The 21,631-nt window shown below is 60.1% G+C and carries 19 protein-coding genes; 5 read left to right on the top strand and 14 right to left on the bottom strand.

Annotated elements, in window-relative coordinates; genetic code table 11:
• Window positions 1-38 precede the first annotated feature (38 nt).
• From GV819_RS13210 to leuS, 5 genes are all read right to left on the bottom strand, one after another.
• Window positions 39-1,361 (bottom strand): lytic murein transglycosylase, encoded by a 1,323-nt coding sequence (locus tag GV819_RS13210; protein ID WP_161756527.1) that lies wholly within the window; start codon window positions 1,359-1,361, stop codon window positions 39-41.
• Window positions 1,362-1,424: 63 nt separating this feature from the next.
• Window positions 1,425-1,586 carry an alternative ribosome rescue factor ArfA gene (arfA, locus tag GV819_RS13205; RefSeq protein ID WP_161756526.1) on the bottom strand — a complete coding sequence of 54 codons (162 nt, stop codon included), beginning with the start codon at window positions 1,584-1,586 and terminating at the stop codon, window positions 1,425-1,427.
• Window positions 1,587-1,698: 112 nt separating this feature from the next.
• Window positions 1,699-2,736: a DNA polymerase III subunit delta gene (gene holA / locus GV819_RS13200; protein WP_161756525.1), complete on the bottom strand. Its 1,038-nt coding sequence runs from the start codon at window positions 2,734-2,736 to the stop codon at window positions 1,699-1,701.
• Window positions 2,737-2,775: 39 nt separating this feature from the next.
• Window positions 2,776-3,381 (bottom strand): LPS assembly lipoprotein LptE, encoded by a 606-nt coding sequence (lptE, locus tag GV819_RS13195; protein WP_161756524.1) that lies wholly within the window; start codon window positions 3,379-3,381, stop codon window positions 2,776-2,778.
• Between the two features lie 89 nt (window positions 3,382-3,470).
• Window positions 3,471-6,077 carry a leucine--tRNA ligase gene (gene leuS, locus GV819_RS13190; RefSeq protein ID WP_161756523.1) on the bottom strand — a complete coding sequence of 869 codons (2,607 nt, stop codon included), beginning with the start codon at window positions 6,075-6,077 and terminating at the stop codon, window positions 3,471-3,473.
• A gap of 259 nt (window positions 6,078-6,336) precedes the next feature.
• Between leuS and GV819_RS13185 the strand changes: the two genes are divergently transcribed.
• Window positions 6,337-6,657: a hypothetical protein gene (locus GV819_RS13185; RefSeq protein ID WP_161756522.1), complete on the top strand. Its 321-nt coding sequence runs from the start codon at window positions 6,337-6,339 to the stop codon at window positions 6,655-6,657.
• Between the two features lie 124 nt (window positions 6,658-6,781).
• On the top strand, window positions 6,782-7,543 hold the full coding sequence (locus GV819_RS13180) for a YdcF family protein (protein WP_161756521.1): 762 nt from the start codon (window positions 6,782-6,784) through the stop codon (window positions 7,541-7,543).
• 48 nt (window positions 7,544-7,591) lie between these two features.
• On the opposite strand, the gene lnt is transcribed toward GV819_RS13180, so the two are convergent.
• The 5 genes from lnt to miaB all read right to left on the bottom strand — a co-directional run bounded on the left by lnt (window position 7,592) and on the right by miaB (window position 13,171).
• Window positions 7,592-9,115: an apolipoprotein N-acyltransferase gene (lnt, locus tag GV819_RS13175; RefSeq protein WP_161756641.1), complete on the bottom strand. Its 1,524-nt coding sequence runs from the start codon at window positions 9,113-9,115 to the stop codon at window positions 7,592-7,594.
• A gap of 190 nt (window positions 9,116-9,305) precedes the next feature.
• Window positions 9,306-10,145, bottom strand: coding sequence for an HlyC/CorC family transporter (locus GV819_RS13170; protein ID WP_161756520.1), 840 nt, complete (start codon window positions 10,143-10,145; stop codon window positions 9,306-9,308).
• Between the two features lie 42 nt (window positions 10,146-10,187).
• Entirely contained in the window at window positions 10,188-10,646 is a 459-nt protein-coding gene (gene ybeY, locus GV819_RS13165; RefSeq protein ID WP_161756519.1) for an rRNA maturation RNase YbeY, read from the bottom strand.
• Window positions 10,639-11,658 (bottom strand): PhoH family protein, encoded by a 1,020-nt coding sequence (locus GV819_RS13160; protein ID WP_161756518.1) that lies wholly within the window; start codon window positions 11,656-11,658, stop codon window positions 10,639-10,641. The genes ybeY and GV819_RS13160 overlap by 8 nt, the downstream gene beginning before the upstream one ends.
• Before the next feature lie 184 nt (window positions 11,659-11,842).
• A complete protein-coding gene (gene miaB / locus GV819_RS13155; protein ID WP_178125994.1) occupies window positions 11,843-13,171 on the bottom strand; it encodes a tRNA (N6-isopentenyl adenosine(37)-C2)-methylthiotransferase MiaB in 1,329 nt (442 codons plus the stop codon).
• Between the two features lie 134 nt (window positions 13,172-13,305).
• On the opposite strand from miaB, the gene GV819_RS13150 reads away from it, so the two are divergent.
• Window positions 13,306-13,632 carry a DUF1820 family protein gene (locus GV819_RS13150; protein WP_007927079.1) on the top strand — a complete coding sequence of 109 codons (327 nt, stop codon included), beginning with the start codon at window positions 13,306-13,308 and terminating at the stop codon, window positions 13,630-13,632.
• Between the two features lie 57 nt (window positions 13,633-13,689).
• Here GV819_RS13150 and GV819_RS13145 read toward each other — a convergent pair whose 3' ends face one another.
• The 4 genes from GV819_RS13145 to GV819_RS13130 form a co-directional block, all read right to left on the bottom strand.
• A complete protein-coding gene (locus GV819_RS13145; protein WP_161756516.1) occupies window positions 13,690-14,244 on the bottom strand; it encodes a tetratricopeptide repeat protein in 555 nt (184 codons plus the stop codon).
• Between the two features lie 221 nt (window positions 14,245-14,465).
• Complete coding sequence (gene hemL / locus GV819_RS13140; protein WP_161756515.1) at window positions 14,466-15,749, bottom strand: glutamate-1-semialdehyde 2,1-aminomutase; 1,284 nt, start codon at window positions 15,747-15,749, stop codon at window positions 14,466-14,468.
• Between the two features lie 33 nt (window positions 15,750-15,782).
• Entirely contained in the window at window positions 15,783-16,406 is a 624-nt protein-coding gene (gene thiE / locus GV819_RS13135; RefSeq protein WP_161756514.1) for a thiamine phosphate synthase, read from the bottom strand.
• 18 nt (window positions 16,407-16,424) lie between these two features.
• Window positions 16,425-17,222 carry a hydroxymethylpyrimidine/phosphomethylpyrimidine kinase gene (locus GV819_RS13130; RefSeq protein WP_161756513.1) on the bottom strand — a complete coding sequence of 266 codons (798 nt, stop codon included), beginning with the start codon at window positions 17,220-17,222 and terminating at the stop codon, window positions 16,425-16,427.
• A 290-nt stretch (window positions 17,223-17,512) separates the two neighbouring features.
• Here GV819_RS13130 and GV819_RS13125 point away from each other — a divergent pair, with 290 nt between their 5' ends.
• Complete coding sequence (locus tag GV819_RS13125) at window positions 17,513-19,879, top strand: hybrid sensor histidine kinase/response regulator (protein ID WP_161756640.1); 2,367 nt, start codon at window positions 17,513-17,515, stop codon at window positions 19,877-19,879.
• Window positions 19,880-19,953: 74 nt separating this feature from the next.
• Window positions 19,954-21,606 carry an acyl-CoA dehydrogenase family protein gene (locus GV819_RS13120; RefSeq protein ID WP_161756512.1) on the top strand — a complete coding sequence of 551 codons (1,653 nt, stop codon included), beginning with the start codon at window positions 19,954-19,956 and terminating at the stop codon, window positions 21,604-21,606.
• Window positions 21,607-21,631 lie beyond the last annotated feature (25 nt).

The raw sequence follows: 21,631 nt of genomic DNA, 5'->3' as shown, positions 1-21,631 counted from the left end.
GGTGCTGGCGAAGAGGAGGTGCTTCGCCAGCACTCAACTTAGCGGCTACGCAAGCTCTCTAGCAGCTTATGGGTTGGGTAGCCGTCTGCAGGCCAGCCCAAAGATTGCTGGACGCTGCGAATCGCCTTGCGGGTGTTGGCGCCGATAATGCCGTCAGGGTTGCCAGCATCGTAGCTGTGAGCGCTGAGCAGGGTCTGCAACTCGATGCGTTCGGAGCGGCTCAGGGGCAAGTCGTCCTTGGGCCAGCTACCGTTGATCAATCCGGCGCCATTGAAGCGTTCCGACAACAGGTTCACCGCCAGAGCATAGGACGATGAGTTGTTGTACTTCAGTACTGCACGGAAGTTGTCCAGGATCAGGAATGCTGGTCCCTGGTATCCCGCAGGCAGCAGCAGCGAAGCCGACAGTTGTTCCGAGTCATAGGGCAGCGCCTTGCCATTGGCCGGGATCATGCCCAGGCGCATCCATTCGGCCACGCTCTTGCGGGTGGAGGCATCGGCCAGGGCGTAGTCGAAGCCGTTGTTGAGTTGTACTTCAAAACCCCAGGGCTGACCTTTCTGCCAGCCAGAGCTCTGCAGGTAGTGCGCGGTCGAGGCCAGTGCATCACCTGGGCTGTTCCAGATGTCCCGGCGGCCATCGCCATCGAAGTCCACGGCATGGGTGTTATAGGTCGTGGGAATGAACTGGGTCTGGCCCATGGCGCCGGCCCAGGAGCCGAGCATCTTCTCTGGCTGAATGTCACCGTGTTGAATGATCTGCAATGCAGCAATCAGTTGGCTGTTGGCAAAGGCTGGGCGTCGGCCTTCATAGGCCAAGGTGGCCAGGGAACGGATCACCGATTTGTTGCCCTGGAAATCACCGAAATTACTCTCCATGCCCCAGACGGCCACCAGGGCCTGGCGATCAACACCGTAGCGCTGTTCGATCCGTTGCAGAATATCGCTGTACTGGTTCAGCAGTGCCTGGCCTTTGCGTACCCGTACCGGAGACAGTGCTCCATCCAGGTATTCCCATACTGGACGGGTGAATTCCGGTTGGCTGCGATCGGCTTTGATCACGCTCATGTCCGGAGTCACTCCGGCGAAGGCGCGGTCGAACACATCGGCACGAATACCGGCATTCAAGGCCTCGGCGCGGAAAGCGCTCAACCATTCGTCGAAGGTCTGGGAGGGTTGGATATCCAGATTTTCGGCCACCAATGGTGCGGCAGTGACAGGTGCGGCTAGGGAGGCTGCCTGGAGGTTGGGCAGTGGCTGGGCGTCGGCGGCGGTGGGTTTTTCCGCGCAGGCGACTAGCAGAACAAGGCTGGAGGCAGCGATCAGTTGGCGCATGTGCCAACGACGGGAAAGACAAAAGGGCATGCACGGGTCCAGAGAGAATAACAATCAGGTGCAGACCTTATCATGCCAATGGGGTTCTGGGCTTCAGGCGGCCAGAAAGTAAGAAGCCTCCCAGCTTTTAGACTGGAAGGCTTCGCGGCGGTAGCTGCCTTTGCCCTTGACCGGGCGTTCCTGGTGACTGCGGAACAGTGGTTGGGCAATGATGGATTTGGCCTTGTTGGGGCCATGCTTGGATGGCTTGCTCATTGTGAGTGCTCGCTTTTGGGGAGAGATACTGCGGCGCAAATCATCGGCCAGAGTGGGGCCGCTGTCCAGCACCTGGAGTAAGAAGATTGTAAGCGGGGGCTGGTCGGCTGGCTTACTCGGCTGGCAGGGCCAGGCGTTGGCCGGCCATCAGCAATGACAATCGGCTCAGGCTGCTCCACGGCGAGCCGCTGGCCTGTCCCTTGATTTGTGCATCGATGCGTTGGGCGTCCAGTAGCAGTTGGCCCCAGCGTTGCGCGGAATAGCGCTGCAAGGCTTTGCTCATCAGGGGTTTGCGTTTGTCCCAGACAGGCGGGCGAGCCTGGCTGAAAACCTTGTCCAGAGGTATGCCCTGGCTGAATTGCAGGGCCAGGTTGGCCAGCAGTCGCAGTTCCCGGGACAGGGCCCAGAGTATGACGGGTGGTTCGACGCCTTCGCCGCGCAGGCCTTCAAGCATGCGCAAGGTATGGGCCGCTTCACCGTTAAGAATGGCATCCACTAGCCCGAAAACATCGAAGCGGGCGCTGTCGGCCACCGCCGCCTGTACCGTTTCGACGGTAATTTGCCCACCTTCAGCCATCAACTTAAGCTTTTCGATTTCCTGGGCGGCAGCCAGCAGATTGCCTTCTACGCGAGCGGCGATCAATTCCACCGCATCCTGGCTGGCAGAAAGCCCGGCCTGGGACAGGCGTTGACGAATCCACTGTGGGAGCTGGTTGGCATCCACTGGCCAGATCTGCACAAACTGGGTCTGGGCCCCTTCAACCAGTGCCTTGCCCCACTTGGTCTTCTGTGCACTGCCATCGAGCTTGGGCAGGCTGATCAACAGCACTGTATCTTCGGCTGGGCGCGAGCAGTACTCGATCAGCGCCGCTGCGCCTTTGTCCCCGGGCTTGCCCGAGGGCAGGCGCAGTTCCAGCAGGCGTTTTTCAGCAAACAGCGACATGCTGGCACCGGCTTGCAGCAGGGTGCCCCAGTCGAAGCTGGCATCGGCGCTGAACACTTGGCGCTCGTCGAAACCCTGTTGGCGTACAGCAGAGCGGACGGCGTCGGCGGCTTCCTGGCAAAGCAACGGGTCATCGCCGCTGATCACGTAGATCGGAGCGAGAGAACCTTGCAGGTGTTTGCCGAGTTGGGCGGGAGCGAGTTTCATAGGCGGGTGCCTGCGGGGCGCGGGAGCGCCCCACAAGGCTTACTGGTTCGGTAGTTCCAGAGGGGACTGCTGCGGAGTTTCCGCCTCAGCCTTGCGTGCCGCTTCCAGGGCCAGTGCTTCTGCCTTGGCTTTGGCTTCGGCAGTGGCTTGCATCTGAGCGAGTTGTTCCGGGGTCAGCAGCTGTAGGCGGATCAACATGCGCTGAACCAGGTCGCGACGAATTTCCTTGCGAGTTTCGGACGACTCCTGATCGGAACCAGTGATGTTGTTGCCGTCGTGCAGGAAGACCTTCTGCACTTCCAGCTTGTCGCTGAACAGGTGCAGATTGTCGTGCGTCAGAATCTCGTAGTTGAGCGTGGTGCCGATCTCGTACTCTGCGGAGGCGCCTCCCCCGGTATAGCTAAGAGTACGCTGCGAGTTCTGTTCACTCAGCAGTACCAGCTTGTATGGCGCGCCGGCATGAACCCGCACACCGCTATTTTCCAGCTGCTGCTGGAGCAGTTTTACGGTGGTGCCGTAGACATCTCGAGCACTCAGGTCGAGTTCCTTGATGGTCAGCTCATTGGTGCCCGTGCCGCGCAACTGGAAGCCGCAGGCGCTCAGCAGTACAGCCAGGCCCATCACCAGCAGGTTACGTTTGATCATGTATTGCTCCCCTTGAAACCAGATGGGCCAACCTTGTGGCCCTGGAGGTTTTATTCGGCGCCCGATCGCGGATCGGGCGCCTGATCCAATTAGCTGGCGACGATATTGACCAGTTTGCCCGGTACCACAATCACCTTGCGGATGCTCAGGCCTTCGGTGAAGCGCAGTACGTTCTCGTTGGTACGAGCGGCGGCTTCGACTTCTTCGCGGCTGGCGCTGGCAGGCATGTCGATCTGGCCACGCAGTTTACCGTTGACCTGAATCACCAATTGCAGCGTGTCCTGTACCAGGGCGCTTTCATCCTGTACCGGCCAGCTGGCATCGATTACCGCGTCGCTGTGACCCAATTGGTTCCACAATTTGTGGCTGATATGCGGTGTGATTGGAGCCAGTAGCAGGGTGACCGTTTCCAGGCCTTCCTGTACCAGTGCGCGATCCTGTTCGGTGACTTGCGGCGCTTTTTCCAGCACATTCATCAGCGTCATCACCTGAGCGATAGCGGTGTTGAATTTGTGGTGCTGGCCGACGTCCTGGCTGGCTTGCTTGATGGCCAGGTGGGTGCTGCGGCGAATGGCTTTTTGCTCATCGCTCAAGTCGGCCACGTTCAGCTTGCCGGGCAAGCCCTGGACGATGTGTGTGTGTGCCAGGCGCCAGACGCGTTTGAGGAACCGGTGCGAACCTTCTACGCCGGAGTCGGACCATTCCGCGCTCATGTCGGGCGGGGAGGCGAACATCATGAACAGTCGGCAGGTATCTGCACCGAACTGGTCAATCATCGACTGTGGGTCGACACCGTTGTTCTTCGACTTGGCCATCTTCTCGGTGCCACCGATTTCCACCGGCAGGCCGTCGGCGATCAGCTTGGCGCTAATAACCTTGGCCTTGCTGTCACGCTCCAGCTCGACATCCGCTGGGTTGAACCAGGTGTAGGCACCATTGGCTTCACGACGGTAGTACGTCTCGGCAATCACCATGCCCTGGGTCAGCAGGTTCTTGAACGGCTCGTTGGAGCTCACCAGGCCTTCGTCACGCATCAGTTTATGGAAGAAGCGTGCGTAGAGCAGGTGAAGAATGGCGTGTTCGATGCCGCCGATGTACTGATCCACCGGCAGCCAGTGGTCGGCTGCGGATTTTTCCACCAGGCCGCCTTCATAGTGTGGCGAAGCGTAGCGGGCGTAGTACCACGAGGACTCGACGAAGGTGTCCATGGTGTCGGTTTCACGCTTGGCCGGTGCGCCGCATTTCGGGCAGCTGCATTCGTAGAACTCGGGCATGCGAGCCAGTGGCGAACCAGCACCATCCGGCACTACGTCTTCTGGCAGTACAACAGGCAACTGGTCTTCGGGTACCGGCACATCACCGCAGGTGTCGCAGTGAATGATCGGGATCGGGCAGCCCCAGTAGCGCTGACGGCTGATGCCCCAGTCGCGCAGGCGGAACTGGGTGCGCGAGGTGCCAAGGTTTTTCTTCAGCAGTGCCACTTCGATGGCGTCGAATGCGCCTGCGAAATCCAGGCCGTCGAATTCGCCGGAGTTGATCAATACACCGTGCTCGCCGTAGGCGTCTTGCCACGGGGCCGGATTTTCGTCGCCACTGCTGGTACGCACCACCGATTTGATCGGCAGGCTGTATTTGGTGGCAAATTCGAAGTCACGCTCATCGTGAGCAGGAACTGCCATCACCGCGCCGTCGCCGTAATGCATCAGCACGTAGTTGGCGACCCAGACCGGCAGCTTTTCACCCGTCAGTGGGTGCTCGACGAACAGCGAGGTTGGCAGGCCTTTCTTTTCTTGAGTGGCAACGTCGGCTTCTGCCACGCTGCCGCCTTTGCATTCAGCGATGAACGCCTGCAGCTCGGGGTTGTTCTGTGCTGCCAGGGTTGCCAGCGGGTGCTCGGCTGCCACCGCGACGTAGGTCGCGCCCATCAGAGTGTCCGGGCGGGTGGTGAAAACCTTCAATGCGCCGGCTTCGCCAATGGATGCCTGGTGGTACGGGAACTGCACTTCCATGCCACGGGATTTGCCAATCCAGTTGCGCTGCATGGTTTTGACTTGTTCAGGCCAGCCGCTCAGTTCGTCGAGACTCTCCAGCAGCTCATCCGCGTAAGCGGTGATCTTGAAGTAGTACATCGGAATTTCGCGCTTTTCGATCAGCGCGCCGGAGCGCCAGCCACGGCCATCGATCACCTGTTCATTGGCCAGGACGGTCTGGTCGATCGGATCCCAGTTCACGGTGCCGTTCTTGCGGTAGATCACACCCTTTTCGAACAGGCGAGTGAACAGCCATTGTTCCCAGCGGTAGTAATCCGGTTTGCAGGTAGTGACCTCGCGCGACCAGTCCACCGCCAGGCCCAGGCTACGCAGCTGGGTTTTCATGTAGGCGATGTTTTCGTAGGTCCACTTGGCCGGTGCAACGTTGTTCTTCATTGCGGCGTTTTCTGCCGGCATGCCGAAGGCATCCCAACCCATGGGTTGCAGGACGTTCTTGCCTTGCATGCGCTGGTAGCGGGAGATCACGTCGCCGATGGTGTAGTTGCGCACGTGCCCCATGTGTAGCTTGCCGCTGGGGTAAGGGAACATGGATAGGCAATAGAAAGTCTCCTTGCCTGGCTGTTCACTGACTTCAAAGGACTTTTGCTCGTCCCAGAATGACTGGGCGGCGGCTTCGATTTCACGGGGCTGATAGTGTTCGTGCATGGCTACTTTTGTACTGAATAGGGGTGGCCTAATCCTCTTCAATGCATCATCGGACGTTGAGGGCGCCAAATGCGGCGTTTTCAGTGTCCGGTGGAGCTGGAAGTGGAGTTACAGGAAGCGCCGTAGCATACATGACCGCGCTCTGCCGAGGGAAACCCTGATTGCTCGGGCGGGCCGTTGGTCGCGGCGGCGCGACGCATTCAACTGCCCGACTAAGCTCAAAAAGGGGAGTGAGTCTTATCTTCGATGAGGTGAACGGATGCTTGAGTCGCAGCAAAAAGTAACAGAACCGGAGGTGTATGAAAGGCTGCTGAATCGACTGGCTCTAGCCCTGGATGCGGCAAAAACCGCAGATCGACTGCGCAACGAGCGAGCTGTCGAGTTGGAGCTGCGGGGTTTGAGTTGCGCTGAGCTTGAATTGATCAGGGCCTACCTGGCCCAAAGTCAGCGTGAGCTGCAGGTCAGTGTATTGGGCAGTCTGCAACACCAGGAAATGCCTCGCTCAGCCAAGATCATATGGCTGAAGGATCAGGCGCCCGTCAGGGGTTCGGTAAAAGTCCGATCCCAGCAATTCAAGTAACTTTCTGGACCCTTTCCAGGGTGAGTGAGGTCGTTGCCGAGGGCCTCGAAGGCAAAGTGTTTGGCATTGGTTGTTAGTGGGTGGGTGTTCCCTTTAGGCTTCGGGCATCTTTTGGAGATGCTCGATGCCTTTTCGCTATTTCATCAAACAATTGTTGCTGCCTCCCGGCATTCTCTTGCTGTTGCTTCTGCTTGCCTGGGGCCTGCGTCGTTCCAGGCCGCGGCTGGCGGGCTGGTGTTTCGCGCTCGGGCTGGGTGGTTTCTGGTTGATGAGCCTGCCGGTGATGGTGGAGTGGGGTGCTCGCGGGCTCGAACGGGTACCGCCTTTGTCGCAAAGCCAATGGGCAAGCCTGGCTGAGCAGGCGGATGCGATTGTGGTTTTGGGCTCTGGCCGCGAGCGGGGCGATCCTGCCTGGGGCTTTGATCAGCCCACAGGCGTTGGGCTGGAGCGCGAGCGCTATGCTGCCCGACTGGCCAAAGCCTCCGGTCTGCCGCTATTGACCAGTGGTGGTTTGCACTACGGCACGCCGCCTACCGAGGCGGCGCTGATGGCCGAGTCGCTGCTCAGTGACTTTGGTGTCGCGGTGCGCTGGCAGGAGGGTCGCAGTCGCACCACTTGGGAGAACGCACAGTTCAGTGCTGAAGTGTTGCAGCCTCTGGGAATCAAGCGTGTGGTGGTAGTCACCCAAGCCTGGCACATGCCCCGTTCCGTCTGGAGTTTCGAGCATGCGGGGTTTGTCGTGGTGCCAGCGCCGGTCGGATTTCTTGGGGTGGACAATGCCCGCCCGCTGGGAGGCTGGATGCCGGAGTTCAAGTCGATCTGGCAGAGCGGCCAGTTGTTGAACGAGGCGGTGGGTCAGTTGGGGTATCGGTTGTTCTATCGCTGATCGCCGGCAAGCGCACTCCTGCAGGAACGTGCTTGCCGACGAAGGCTTTTAGACGGTCTTGGCAATGCGGCTGGCGAGCAGTGCCCAGCCAAACAGCAGCAAGCACAGCACCGTCAGTGGCCATGAGCGCCATTGCAAGTAAGGTGTCAGGTTATGCATGGGCACCACTTCGCCATACAGAATGCCTCGCTCGAATTGTGGGATCTGCACGGTGATCCTGCCGAACGGGTCGATCAGGCCGGTGACGCCATTGTTGGTGGCGCGGATCATCCAGCGCCCGGCTTCCAGGGCTCGCATCTGTGCCATCTGCAAATGCTGAAGAGGGCCGATGGAGGTGCCGAACCAGGTGTCGTTGCTGATGGTCAGTAGCAGGTCGCTGCGGGCTGAGAGGCTGGCGGCGAATTCGGGGTAGACCACTTCGTAGCAAATGAACGGTGCGATCTGATAGCCCTTGGCCTGCAACAGCGGTTGATCGGCGGGGCCGCGGGCAAAGTCCGACATTGGCAGGTTGAAGAAGTCGATCAGCCCGCGCAGCAGCTCCTGCAGGGGCACGTACTCGCCAAAGGGCACCAGTTTCTGTTTCAGGTAAGTGCCGTCACCTTCGCCGGTCACGGTGATGCCGTTGAAGTAACGTTTCTCATGGTGTACCAACTGGCGTACCGGAACCCCGGTAATCAAGGCGGAATGGCGATCAGCGGCGAAGTTGCCCATCATCGTCAGGTAGCCCTCGGCGGACTCCTTGAGCACCGGGACTGCGGTTTCCGGCCAGACCAGCAAGTCCACACGCTTGCTGCTGAAACTCATGTCGCGGTACAGGGCCAGCTGAGCGTTGAGCTCCGCTGGGTCCCATTTCATGCTTTGTTCGATATTGCCCTGAATGGCAGCGACCGAAAGAGGCTCTCCTGCAGGGCTGGTCCAGGCGTGGTCTTTCAGTGCCAGGCCCACTCCCCAAGGGGCAGCCAGCAGCAATAGGCCGGCAACGATAAAGCCCTTGCGTCCGGCCTTGATCAGGCGTGGCAGGTTGTAAAGCAGCGCGGCGGTCATGGCCAAGGAGAAGGAGATAAGCCAGATGCCGCCCACTGGTGCGAGCCCGGCCAAGGGGCCGTCAAGTTGACTGTAGCCGGAATACAACCAGGGGAAGCCGGTGAGGAACCAGCCGCGAAATGCTTCCTGGCCCACCCATAGAGCAGCAAACGCCAGCGCGTCGGCCAGCGGTGCTTCGTTGCGGCGCAGCCAGCGAGCCCAAAGCCAGGCGGGCAAGGCAAAAAACCAGGCGATGGCAGCAATGAAGGCCAGCATCAGCAGGCTGGCGAGCAGCGCCGAAGCACCGCCATAGGTGTGGATGCTGACGTAGATCCAACTGGTACCGGCACCGAACAGGCCGAAACCGAAGCACCAGCCACGGCCCAGGGCCTGACGAGGGGTCAGCTCACGCAGGCCGGCATAGAACAGGCCTACCGCCAGCAATGCCAAGAGCCAGATGTTGTAAGGAGCCAAGGCCAGGGTCGTGATGGCGCCGGCTGCAACGGCCAGCAGGTTGCCGGGCCAGCCGGGTCGGGTTGAGCGCTGCAAGAGGCGTTTCATCAGCTCTTTCCTGTTTCGTGCCGGGCAAGGCGCGAGGAGATGGGTTGGGGTGTTTCAGATGAGCGTCGAGTCACGCAGCGTCGTACCTTCAGTTCGCCCCCGAGGTTTATCGCCTGAGGCCGAGTGGGTGGCCTCAAAACGATAATCCTGTGCGGGAGAGGGCTGATGACCCCGGTCCTCAACGGGCGATGGGGGTCAGGCGCAGCAAGTGAATCCGCCGGCTGTCGGCGTTGAGAACGCGGAAGCGATAGGGGCCGATTTCGGTGATTTCGTTGCGTTTTGGCAAGTGGCCAAAGGCGCTCATTACCAGGCCGCCGACGGTATCGAATTCGTCATCGGAGAAATGGCTGTCGAAAAACTCGTTGAAGTTTTCGATCGGCGTCAGCGCCTTGATCAAAAAGTCGCCGCTGGGCAGAGGCTTGATGTAGCTGTCTTCCTCAACGTCGTGCTCGTCCTCGATGTCGCCGACAATCTGCTCCAGCACGTCCTCGATGGTCACCAGGCCCGCCACTCCGCCGTATTCGTCGATGACGATGGCCATATGGTTGTGATTGGCGCGGAACTCGCGCAACAACACGTTCAGGCGCTTGGACTCGGGGACGAAAGTCGCCGGGCGCAGCAGGTCCTTGATGTTGAAGCTGTCGCCGTTCTCCTTGAGGATCAGCGGCAGCAGATCCTTGGCCAGCAGGACGCCCATCACGTCGTCATGGCTTTCGCCGATCACCGGGTAGCGCGAGTGCGCCGAATCGATGACCGCGGGCAGGAACTCCCGTGGGGTCTGGGTCGCCTTGATGCTGATCATCTGCGAGCGCGGAACCATGATGTCCCGGACTTGCAGGTCAGCGACCTGGATGGCGCCTTCGACGATGGCCAGCGCTTCGCTGTCCAGCAACTTGTTCTGATGGGCTTCGCGCAGCAGCTCCAGCAGCTCCTGACGGTTTTTCGGCTCATGGGCAAAAGCCTGGGTCAGTTTGCCCAGCCATGACTTTTGCCCGTTGCTCGATCGATCTTCGCTCATAGCGATTGCTCTGAATCCTTGGTTGTTACAGGTGGTTGTTGATCAGCTTTCGTCGTCTGCATACGGGTCTGGATGACCCAGTTCTGCAAGCAACGTTCGTTCCAGTGCTTCCATTTCTTCGGCTTCGTCGTCATCTATATGGTCGTAGCCCAACAGATGCAAGCAGCCGTGAATCACCAGATGGGCCCAGTGGGCCTGAAGTTCCTTGCCTTGTTCGGCCGCTTCGCGCTCGACCACGGGAATGCAGATCACCAGGTCTCCCAGCAGTGGGATATCCAGCAGCTCATCCGGCACGTCCGCAGGAAATGACAGCACATTGGTGGCGTAATCTTTGTGGCGCCAGGTGTGGTTCAGCTCGCGGCCTTCGTCCTCGTCCACCAGGCGGATGGTCAACTCCGAATCAGCTGTGCGCTGGCGCAGGGCCAGCTCGCACCACTGGCGGAATTGTTCATCGCTGGGGGCCGGCTGTTGGCTGGCGCGCTGCAGGTCAAGCTCAAGCATCGTGACGATTGCCCCTGTTGGCAGAAGCCTTGGCGGCCTCGTCATCGGCCTGCAGCTCGAAGCGCTCGTAGGCTTCGACGATGCGTTGCACCAGCGGGTGGCGAACCACATCCTTGGGCATGAAGTGCGTGAAGCTAATACCAGGTACATCCTTGAGTACGTTGATCACCTGGCCCAGGCCCGACTTGGTGCCCTTGGGCAGGTCAACCTGGGTGATGTCGCCGGTGATCACCGCAGTGGAGCCGAAACCGATCCGGGTGAGGAACATTTTCATCTGTTCCACGGTGGTGTTCTGGCTTTCGTCGAGAATGATGAAGCTGTTGTTCAGCGTCCGGCCGCGCATGTAGGCCAGGGGCGCGATCTCGATGACTTGGCGCTCGATCAATTTGGCCACATATTCGAAGCCGAGCATTTCGTACAGCGCGTCATACAGGGGGCGCAGGTACGGGTCGATCTTCTGTGCCAGGTCGCCAGGCAGGAAGCCGAGCTTCTCGCCTGCCTCTACTGCTGGACGCACCAACAGGATGCGGCGCACCTGTTCGCGCTCCAGGGCATCCACGGCGCAGGCTACGGCCAGGTAGGTTTTTCCGGTACCGGCCGGGCCAATGCCGAAATTGATGTCGTTGCTGAGAATCTCTTTGACATAGCGCTGCTGATTCAAGCCGCGAGGGCGAATCATGCCCTTCTTGGTGCGCAGGGCTACGGCGGCGTCGGCCACTGAAGGATTTTCCAGCTGCTCCACGGCAGACTCCTGGAGGAACAGGTGCACCAGGTCCGGCGACAGCTCGGTGCCCTTGGTTTCCCGATAGAGACGGCGCAGGAGATTTTCCGCAGAGGTGGTGTGCTTGAGTTCGCCGATCAATTCGAATTGATTGCCGCGGTTGCGGATCTCGATAGTCAGGCGCTGCTCGATCAAGCGCAAATGCTCGTCGAATTGCCCGCACAGATTGGCGAAGCGGCGAGCCTCAAAGGGCTCGAGGATGAAGCGATGAGGTTCTATGGGTGCGTTCAAGGTTGTTTTTTAGCCGCCCAACGGCAATTAAGATGAATTCAAGGATAACGCCAGTGGCCTGGGTGCGAAAGCTCTTATGCGGAGCAATGGCTGTTGGTGCTTGTTCTGTTGCCGCAGGCTGGCCGCTGAAGGCGATCTTGCGAGGCCCTTCGCCGGCCAGCCCAGCCTCTACGTCAACCTGCTCTCACGATAGCAACGAGCCGCGCAGCGAGTGAGGCTGTGCCGAGTCGATGTGCACGTCGGCGAACTGGCCAATCAGTGTGGGATTGTCGCAGCGAAAGTTGACGATTCGGTTGTTCTCGGTTCGCCCCTGCAATTCACCTGGGTCTTTCTTGGAATAGTCGGTGACCAGGATACGCTGGATGGAGCCCACCATTTGTCGGCTGATTTCGAAGCCCTGCTGGTTCAGGCGATGTTGCAGGGCGTTCAGGCGTTCCTTCTTCAGCGCTTCCGAAGTGTCATCGGTCAGGTCGGCGGCCGGGGTTCCTGGGCGCTGGCTGTAGACAAAGGAGTAGGAAAAGTCGAAACCGACATCTTCGATCAGCTTCATGGTCTGCTGGAAGTCTTTCTCCGTTTCCCCTGGGAAGCCAACGATGAAGTCCGAGCTGATGCAGATCCCAGGTACCGCGGCTCGCAGTTTGCGCAGCTTGGACTTGTATTCCAGGGCGGTGTGGTTACGTTTCATCGCCGCCAGGATGCGGTCGGAGCCCGACTGCACCGGCAGGTGCAGGTGCTTCACCAGTTCGGGTACTTCGGCATGGGCCTGGATCAGGCTGTCGGAGAACTCCAGTGGGTGCGAGGTGGTGTAGCGAATCCGTTCGATACCGTCGACGGCGGCGACCACGCGGATCAGTTCGGCCAGGTCGGCCATGCGCCCATCGTGGGTCTGGCCGCGGTAGCCATTGACGTTCTGGCCCAGCAGGGTGACTTCACGGACGCCGTTTTCCGCCAGGTGGATGATCTCGGCGATCACGTCGTCAAACGGCCGGCTGACCTCTTCGCCGCGGGTGTAGGGCACTACGCAGAAGGTGCAGTACTTGCTGCAGCCTTCCATGACCGATACGTATGCACTCGGGCCATCGATACGAGGCTCTGGCAGGTGGTCGAATTTTTCGATTTCCGGGAACGAAACGTCCACTTGCGGCAGTTTGGTGACGCGCGCGGCGTCGATCATTTCCGGCAGGCGGTGCAGGGTCTGCGGGCCAAATACCACATCGACGTAAGGGGCACGGTCACGGATCGCCGCGCCTTCCTGGCTGGCCACGCAACCACCGACGGCAATCACCATTTCCGGATTGGCCTGCTTCAGTTCGCGCCAGCGTCCCAGTTGGGAGTACACCCGGTCCTGGGCTCGTTCACGTATTGAACAGGTGTTGAGCAGGATGACGTCCGCGTCTTCGGCGCGAGCGGTGACTTCCAAGGCCTGATGTTCACCCAGCAGATCCACCATGCGCGAGCTGTCGTACTCGTTCATCTGGCAACCGTGGGTTTCGATGTAAAGCTTCTTGGCCATGGACGGGGTCATCAAGTGATTCAAAGAACCGCGCATTATAGGGGCCATGCCCGCAGGTTCCTAGCGCTGTGCATCAGGTAGCTATGCTATAGTTCGCGCCCTATTTTTATCTCCCGATGTGTTACCCGCCCACCATGACCAAACGTGAAGCTCCAATCTACAAGGTGATTTTCCTCAACCAGGGCCAGGTGTTCGAAATGTACGCCAAGCAGATCTATCAAAGTGATCTGTGGGGCTTTCTGGAAGTGGAAGAGTTCGTCTTTGGCGAGCGCACGCAAGTGGTCGTCGATCCGAGCGAAGAAAAGCTCAAGGCCCAGTTCGAAGGCGTGGTGCGCAGCTTTGTGCCGATGCATTCGATTGTACGCATCGATGAGGTGGAGCGTTTGGGGACGCCGAAGATCAGCGAAGCGCGTGGCGTGAGCAACGTCATGCCGTTCCCGATGCCGATGCCTGAGAAATAAGCCTGGCTGGCGCTTTCTTGTAGGTGCTGGCATTACCAGCGAACCCTGCAGGGTCGGTTATGGCAGGGGAGAAAAGGGCGAGCGCCCGTCTGCACTCTGCAGTTCCATCAGGTATTTACGGAAAATCTGTCCCAGCACCTGGGTAGCGACTTCCAGTTCGTCGCGCTGCATGTGCTCGGCGACTTCGTCGGCGGTGTCCAGAGCGTCTTCAGCACCGTTGACCGCAGCCATCTTCAGCACGATATAAGCCTGAACGTTATTGGCTGGCACGCCTTCACCGTGGAAGAACATGGTGCCGAGTTTGAATTGCGCCTGGGCATGGCCTTGCAACGAGGCCTTTTCGAAATAGCTCAGGGCCTGATTGAGGTCGCGCGCGGTACCTTTGCCTTCGTAGTAGAACTCACCCAACTCGTATTGCGCCTCAGCATCCCCTTCATCAGCCGCTTTCTGGCAGGCCGCGAGTGACTCGGCCTGGTCTTGTGCCTGAGGATCGAGGGTGCAGCGACCCAGCGCTGGGATCAACAACGAGTTGCCGCCTGCTTGTGCGTGCGCGAGCAGGGGCTGAAGGAGCAACAGGCAGCCCAATGTCAGGGCGCGGCCGGTGCGGTTCATGGGAATCGACTTACCTCTGAGGGGCGCGCGAACCCGGCGAGGGTTCCAATAAGCGCGCATTATGAAATAAGCAGGGCCAACCTTACAAAGTCTTTACTCGTTTTTCTGCTGCGTGGGCGCTATATCCGTAGGATTAGCCCGCATTTCCTGGTTTGAGGGTAGAAAAACTTGAGTAAAGAGCACGACTGGCGCGGTTGATTACCCCGCCAGTCGGACAGTGCTTACTTCAAAGCGGCAAACGCGCGCTCTGCGGCATCCAGGGTCAGCTGCAATTCAGTCTCGCCGTGGGCGATGGAAGTGAAGCCGGCCTCGAAGGCGCTAGGTGCCAGGTATACGCCACCTTCCAGCATCAAGTGGAAGAAGCGCTTGAACAGGTTGGCGTCGCTGGACATCACGTCGTCGAAGGTGACGATATCGTCGGCGCTGCTGAAGTACAGGCCGAACATGCCGCCTGCCTGAGTAGTGACAAACGGAATTCCTGCCGCGTCAGCGCGTTGCTGCAGGCCTTCCAGTAGTCGGCTGGTGTAGTCGCTCAGTTCGGCGTGAAAGCCCGGGCGGCTGATCAGGCGCAGGGTGGTCAGGCCCGCTGCCATGGCCAGCGGGTTGCCGGACAAAGTGCCAGCTTGATAGACCGGGCCCAGTGGCGCGATATGTTCCATGATCTTGCGTTTGCCGCCGAAGCAGCCCACTGGCATGCCGCCACCAATGATCTTGCCAAAAGTGGACAGGTCCGGAGTTACGCCGTAGTGAGCCTGGGCGCCGCCGAGGGCCACGCGGAAACCAGTCATCACTTCGTCGAAGATCAGCACCACGCCGTGCTGGTCGCACAAGCGACGCAAGCCTTCGAGGAAACCTGGAGCTGGTGGTACACAGTTCATGTTGCCGGCCACAGGCTCGACGATGATGCAGGCCACTTCCTGGCCGACTTCGGCGAGCATTTTTTCCACTGCGGCGATGTCGTTGAAGGGCAGGGTCAGGGTGTGTCTGGCGAAGGCCGCGGGCACTCCGGCGGAGCTCGGGACGCCTTGAGTCAGAGCACCGGAGCCGGCCTTGACCAGCAGGCTATCGGAGTGGCCGTGATAGCAACCTTCAAACTTGATGATGCTGTCGCGGCCAGTGAAACCACGGGCCAGTCGAATGGCGCTCATGGTGGCTTCAGTTCCGGAGCTGACCATGCGCACCATTTCCATGGACGGCACGATGGAGCACACCAGGTCGGCCATTTCGGTTTCCATGGCGGTCGGCGCGCCGTAGGAAAGGCCATGCTCAAGCTGCTTGCGCACCGCATCCAGCACGTCCGGATGGCTGTGGCCGAGGATCATCGGCCCCCAGGAACCGACATAGTCGACATAGCGCTTGTCGTCTTCGTCAGTCACGTAGGCACCTTCTGCATGCTTGAAGAACAGCGGGGTGCCGCCCACGCTCTTGAAGGCCCTGACCGGCGAATTGACGCCGCCGGGGATGTGTTTCTGAGCATTGGCAAATAGAGTTTCGGAACGAGACATGATTGGGCTCTCAAAAAATCAGCAGGTGGCTATTCAAAGATCGAACAAGGCGTTGAAGGCACGGGCGCGGCGAGTCACTTCTGCGGTGCTCTGGGCCCCGAACAGGCCGTGGACCACCGCCAGCAGGTCGGCACCGTGGCTGACCAGGGGGGCGGCGTTGTCCAGGGTGATGCCGCCGATCACGCAGATCGGCAAGTGCAGGCTGGCCCGAGCCTGGTCCAGTAACTCAAGGGTGGCGGTGGGCGCGCCGGGCTTGGTCGTGGAGTTGAAGAAACGGCCGAAAGCGACATAGCTGGCGCCTTCCTTCGCCGCCTGCTCGGCCAGCGACAACTGGCTATGGCAGGTGGCGCCGATGATCGCCTGGCGTCCCAGCAGGGCTCGCGCCGGAGTCAGGGGGCCGTCGGTCTGGCCCAGGTGTACGCCGGCACCGATGCGCGCGGCCAACTCGGCATCATCGTTGATGATCAGCCGAGTCTTGTAGCGCTCGCATAGGTTGAGCAGGGTTTCGGCTTCCCGCAGGCGGCGAGCCTGGTCGTCGCTTTTATCGCGGTACTGCAACAGGGTGACGCCGCCTTCCAGCGCCGCCTCCACATACTTCAGAAACTTGCCGGCCAACAGTTGGCTGTCGGTGATGGCGTATAGACCACGTAGTTTCATTAAGTGGACCTCATGACATTACGAGCAGAAATCCAATGGCAAGCGGCGCGGGACGAACTGACCACGGCCCAGTTGCTCGGCATCGCGCAGGGTGCGCCAGGTGTAATCGAGGGCTGACTTCACCGCGCTGGCCAGGTGTTCACCTTGAGCCAGGCGGCCGGCCAAGGCGCTTGCCAGGGTACAGCCGGAGCCGTGGTAGCTGCCCGGTAGACGCTGGCAGGTGTAGGTTTCGCGCAGGCCATCACGGCTGTAAAGGCGATTGTGTACTTGGTGTTCATCACCGTGGCCGCCGGTGATCAGCAAGTGCTTGACGAACGGCAAGAGTTTTTCGGCGCATTGGTCGGCGCTGCCTTCAGGCAGTTCCGCAAGAATTCGGGCTTCAGGAAGGTTGGGGGTGGCAATGGTGGCCAGGGGCAGCAGGCGTTCGCGCATGGCGTAACCCACTTCATCCTTGCCCAGTCGACCGCCGCCGCCGGCGCGCAGCACCGGGTCGCAGACCAACGGTAGGTGCGGGTGTGCCTGGAGCAACTCGACCACGGTGTCGACCATTTCCAGCGAGCCGAGCATGCCCAGCTTGACCGCGGCAACCGTGGAATCGTTGAGCACGGCATTGGCCTGGGCCAATACCCACTCGCGATCCAGGACGCGGAAATCGCTGACGTTGACCGTGTCCTGCACGGTCAGGGCGGTGACAGCCGGAGCTGCGTGACAACCCTGAGCCAGCAGGGCTTCGATATCTGCCTGCAGGCCGGCGCCACCACTGGGGTCGTGGCCGGAGAGACAGAGGACAACGGGGCGAGAGCTGTAGATATTCATGGGCGGCGAGCTTACCACCAAACGCTTTTTTTCGCGGCGCCCGGCGTGGAGTGGCGAGTGTTGCTTTCCTCTCGACAATTATCTTGACCGAGGCAACAGCTCTAGCTCGCTGGATTGCGCTGAAAGGCCCGTTCTAGAGCCTTTAGACTAAAATTTTCAATGGTGCTCAATGGCCATCAGCGGCTATGCTAAAGTGCATTCAAATCAATAACAGGTCATGCCGGTATTACGTCTACTCAAAGGAAATGGGGGACTTCCTGACACCACCGGACAAGCCACGCTGGGGCTTTATGCGCTATTTGCTGATGTTGCTGTTGAGCTTGCCGATGCTGGCTGGCGCCGCCGAGTTTGACGAATTCACTCAACGCCTGCCTTTGGGGCGAGTGATGCAAGTCCTCGAAGATGCGAGTGGTGAGGCGACGATCGCCGATGTCAGTTCGCGGCCTTTGGCTGAGCATTTCAAACCCCACGATAAAGACACACTCAATGCCGGTTATTCACGTTCGGCGTTCTGGTTGAAAATCGACCTCGATTACCGTCCCGCAAATCCGGCAGCGCAGCGCAGTTGGTTGCTCGAACTGGCCTATCCGCCGCTGGACCACCTGGACCTGTATGTCCCTGATGACGTAGGTGGTTATCGGCTGGCGGCGCGTACCGGCGATGCATTGCCATTCGACAGTCGGCAGATCCGCCAGAACAACTACCTGTTCAACCTGAATTTCTCCCCCCATGAACACAAGACCGTCTACCTGCGGCTGGCCAGCGAAGGCTCGATCCAGGCACCGGTGAGTCTCTGGTCCAGTACAGCCTATCTGGAAGCCCAACCCCTGCGGTTGTACGTGCTGGGGCTGATCTACGGGGTGTTGCTGGGGATGCTGGTGTACAACCTGTTCATCTACCTCAGCGTGCGCGACACCAGCTACCTCTACTACATTTTCTATATCGCCTCCTTTGGCCTTTATCAGCTGTCGGTGAATGGCGCGGCAGTGGAGTACTTCTGGCCGAACAGTCCCTGGTGGGCAAATGCCGCGACGCCATTCTTCATCGGCTCGGCGGGACTGTTTGGCAGTCAATTTGCCCGCAGTTTTTTACAGACTTCCCGTCACAGTCCCTGGGTTGACCGTGTGTTGCTGGCGCTGATGGTGTTCGGTGCACTGGTCATGGCTCTGTCGTTGATGACCAGCTATGCCCTGGCGTTGCGCCTGGCCACCACCCTGGCGTTGTTGTTCACGGTGGTGATCTACGTGGCCGGTATCGTGACCTGGTGTCGAGGGTTACGGGTGGCGCGTTATTTCATCATTGCCTGGTCGGCCTTTCTCTTCGGAGGGGTGATCAACACGCTGATGGTGCTGGGTTACCTGCCCAACGTGTTCCTGACCATGTACGCCAGCCAGATCGGCTCAGCGATCGAGGTGGCGCTGCTGTCTTTGGCCCTGGCCGACCGGATCAACATGATGCGCGAGCAGCAGTCCCAGACTTTGCTGGAGGCGGGGCAAAAGCTCGAAGTGCTGAACCAGCAATTGGCTCACAGCAACCGCCTCAAGGACGAGTTCCTGGCCACTCTGACCCACGAACTGCGTACACCGATGAATGGTGTCATTGGTTCTCTGGAACTGATGCAGACCTTGGAACTGGACCCGGAGTTGGAGCAGTACCAGCAGACGGCGGCGGGTTCGGCGCGAGACATGATGCGCATGGTCAACGGCATTCTCACCTTGACCGAGCTGCAGGCCGGCAAGCTCAGCGCTCAGCGTCAGCCGTTCAGCCTGCGCTCGTTGCTGACCGCGCTGCAGACCCAGTTCGGTGCCAGCGCCGCTGCCAAGTCCCTGTCCTTCCACATTGACCTGAGCGCCGGGTTGCCCGACCGTTTGCAGGGTGATCGCTGCAAGCTCAGTCACTGCCTGGAGTGCCTGCTGGATAACGCCGTCAAGTTCACCCCTTCCGGTGGAGTGGTGTTGCGGGTGGTGACAAGGTCGGTCTCGGCCGAGCGGGTCAGTCTGACTTTTGAGGTGATCGACAGCGGGATAGGTTTTGTCAATCTGGATGAGGCGACGCTTTATCAGCGGTTCTTCCAGCTCGATGGTTCCATGACGCGTGAATATGGTGGGTTGGGAATCGGTCTGGCGATCTGTCGGCAGCTGGTGGAGTTGCTGGGGGGGCAACTGACCCATGAGTCCACGCCTGGCCAGGGCAGTCGTTTCCGCTTGCAGGTGGAGTTCGACGCACAGGAACCGATTCCGCGGTCGCCGGGAGCTCTCCAGCGACGCGCACCTCAGGATTGCACGGTGCTCTTGGTGGATGACAACGACATTGATCAGTTGGTGGTGCGGGGCATGTTGCTCAAGCTGGGTTATCGGGTGCGCACCGCCGGCAGTTCCACTGATGCGTTGCAACTACTGGGACGTGAGCCTGTCAGTGCGGTACTGGTCGATGGTGAGATTTCCACGGCTCAACTGGAGGCGTTTCGCCTTCAGGCTCATGCGATGCCCGGTTATGCCCAGTTGCCGATCTTGTTGGCCTGTATTCCCGGAACGTCAGGGGGCACTGCGGGAGCAGGAGCCGATTATCTCGGCAAACCGGTGAAATTCGAGGTGTTGCAGGCGCTGCTGTCGAAACGTGTTCTCTATGTCGAGCAGGGCGAAAGCGCCGATATTTAGGCGTGTATGCCACTTTGTTCGTTGTAGTGCGGGTGCTTAACTGGGGTCTTGGCACACCCTGAAGGAGCCCCGCAATGAACCTCCACCAGTTCGCTGAAACCCACGAAGTCACCAATCAGCCGCCTGCGTTGGACGGCGCCAACCTCTACCGAATCGACCTGCCGCTGCAACAGTGGATGCGGCGCTTCGATGCCGGCTGGGCCGAATCCCAGGTCGACGCCTATGGCGCACTGGCGGGGGGGCCATTGATGGCTGCGGGGTTCCTGGCCAATCAAAACAAGCCGGTATTTTCCAGTCATGACCGTTTTGGGCACCGTATCGACCTGGTGGAGTTTCATCCGGCTTATCATCAGTTGATGCAGGCGGCCATCGAAGGTGGCCTGACCTCGCTGCCCTGGACCAATCCGCAAGCGGGTGCCCATGTGGCCCGCGCCGCCATGACCTATCTGCACAGCCAGGCCGAGGCCGGCAGTGGTTGCCCACTGACCATGACCTTCGCCTGCGTGCCAGCGTTGAAACTGCAGCCGGATATTGCCGAACGCTGGTTGCCGAAGATCCTCGCCACCGAGTACGACCCGCGCAACGTTGGCATGCAGCACAAGGCCGGGCTGACCATCGGCATGGCCATGACCGAGAAGCAGGGGGGCACCGATGTTCGGGCCAACACCACCCGGGCCTATCCGGTAGGGGCTACTGGGCCGGGGCAGGCGTATGAACTGGTGGGGCACAAATGGTTCTGCTCGGCGCCGATGTGCGATGCGTTCCTGACCCTGGCCCAGACCGAAAAGGGCCTGACCTGCTTCCTCCTGCCCCGTCATCGCCCCGATGACTCTCGCAACCAGTTCTATATCCAGCGCCTGAAGAACAAGCTCGGCAACGTATCCAATGCTTCCAGCGAGGTGGAGTTTCGCGGTGCCCTGGCCTGGATGATCGGTGAGGAGGGGCGTGGCGTGCCGACGATCATCGAGATGGTGGCCATGACCCGATTCGACTGCATGGTCGGCTCCAGCTCGCTGATGCGCCAGGCTCTCAGCCAGGCCAGCCATCATTGTGCCCATCGGCAGGTGGGTGGGCGTCTGCTCAGCGAGCAGCCGCTGATGCAGAACGTGCTGGCCGACCTGGCCCTGGAAAGCGAGGCGGCCTTGGCCCTGAGCATGCGTATGGGGCGAGCCCTGGATCATCAGGACGATGCCCAGGAAGCGAAGTTCTCCCGGCTGGTGACGGCGGTGGGCAAATACTGGATCTGCAAACGCGCCCCGGCAATGATCAACGAGGCCGCCGAATGCATGGGCGGCGCCGGTTATGTTGAAGACAGTATTCTGCCGCGGCTATACCGCGAGGCACCGGTGAATTCCACTTGGGAAGGTTCCGGCAATGTGCAGTGCCTGGACGTATTGCGGGCCCTGTCGAAAGAGCCGGGCGTGCTGGATGCCTTGTTTGCCGAACTGGGCGACGGTCATGGTGACCTGCGCCTGGCGGCGCATATCGTGGCGTTGAAAGACAGCTTCAAAGACACCGCCGACATTCAGTACCGCGCCCGCCAGTTGACCGAGGACATTGCACTGGGCCTGCAGGCCAAGCTGCTGCTGGAGGCCGGCAATGCGCTGGTCAGCGACGCCTTTATCGCCAGTCGCCTGGGTGGCCAGGGCGGACGGGTCTACGGCACCTTGCCTCGCGGGTTGGATGTTGCCGCTATCGTCGCTCGATCCACCCCCCAAGGCTTCTGATCCTTGATGAATCCGCTGTTCCCGT

The sequence above is a fragment of the Pseudomonas sp. Fl5BN2 genome (assembly GCF_009908205.1).
Taxonomy (GTDB): domain Bacteria; phylum Pseudomonadota; class Gammaproteobacteria; order Pseudomonadales; family Pseudomonadaceae; genus Aquipseudomonas.
The sequence above is the reverse complement of the archived record's forward strand: the minus strand, read 5'-3'. Positions and strand labels throughout refer to the sequence as shown.

What these genes read in the sequence shown, in the direction of transcription:
- arfA (WP_161756526.1), bottom strand. Translation starts at nt 1,586, where the DNA reads ATGAGCAAGCCATCCAAGCATGGCCCCAACAAGGCCAAATCCATCATT.
- GV819_RS13170 (WP_161756520.1), bottom strand. Translation starts at nt 10,145, where the DNA reads ATGAGCGAAGATCGATCGAGCAACGGGCAAAAGTCATGGCTGGGCAAA.
- GV819_RS13145 (WP_161756516.1), bottom strand. Translation starts at nt 14,244, where the DNA reads ATGAACCGCACCGGCCGCGCCCTGACATTGGGCTGCCTGTTGCTCCTT.
- miaB (WP_178125994.1), bottom strand. Translation starts at nt 13,171, where the DNA reads ATGGCCAAGAAGCTTTACATCGAAACCCACGGTTGCCAGATGAACGAG.
- GV819_RS13125 (WP_161756640.1), top strand. Translation starts at nt 17,513, where the DNA reads ATGCGCTATTTGCTGATGTTGCTGTTGAGCTTGCCGATGCTGGCTGGC.
- GV819_RS13210 (WP_161756527.1), bottom strand. Translation starts at nt 1,361, where the DNA reads ATGCCCTTTTGTCTTTCCCGTCGTTGGCACATGCGCCAACTGATCGCT.
- lptE (WP_161756524.1), bottom strand. Translation starts at nt 3,381, where the DNA reads ATGATCAAACGTAACCTGCTGGTGATGGGCCTGGCTGTACTGCTGAGC.
- GV819_RS13180 (WP_161756521.1), top strand. Translation starts at nt 6,782, where the DNA reads ATGCCTTTTCGCTATTTCATCAAACAATTGTTGCTGCCTCCCGGCATT.
- GV819_RS13150 (WP_007927079.1), top strand. Translation starts at nt 13,306, where the DNA reads ATGACCAAACGTGAAGCTCCAATCTACAAGGTGATTTTCCTCAACCAG.
- hemL (WP_161756515.1), bottom strand. Translation starts at nt 15,749, where the DNA reads ATGTCTCGTTCCGAAACTCTATTTGCCAATGCTCAGAAACACATCCCC.
- GV819_RS13185 (WP_161756522.1), top strand. Translation starts at nt 6,337, where the DNA reads ATGCTTGAGTCGCAGCAAAAAGTAACAGAACCGGAGGTGTATGAAAGG.
- holA (WP_161756525.1), bottom strand. Translation starts at nt 2,736, where the DNA reads ATGAAACTCGCTCCCGCCCAACTCGGCAAACACCTGCAAGGTTCTCTC.
- GV819_RS13130 (WP_161756513.1), bottom strand. Translation starts at nt 17,222, where the DNA reads ATGAATATCTACAGCTCTCGCCCCGTTGTCCTCTGTCTCTCCGGCCAC.
- ybeY (WP_161756519.1), bottom strand. Translation starts at nt 10,646, where the DNA reads ATGCTTGAGCTTGACCTGCAGCGCGCCAGCCAACAGCCGGCCCCCAGC.
- thiE (WP_161756514.1), bottom strand. Translation starts at nt 16,406, where the DNA reads ATGAAACTACGTGGTCTATACGCCATCACCGACAGCCAACTGTTGGCC.
- GV819_RS13120 (WP_161756512.1), top strand. Translation starts at nt 19,954, where the DNA reads ATGAACCTCCACCAGTTCGCTGAAACCCACGAAGTCACCAATCAGCCG.
- leuS (WP_161756523.1), bottom strand. Translation starts at nt 6,077, where the DNA reads ATGCACGAACACTATCAGCCCCGTGAAATCGAAGCCGCCGCCCAGTCA.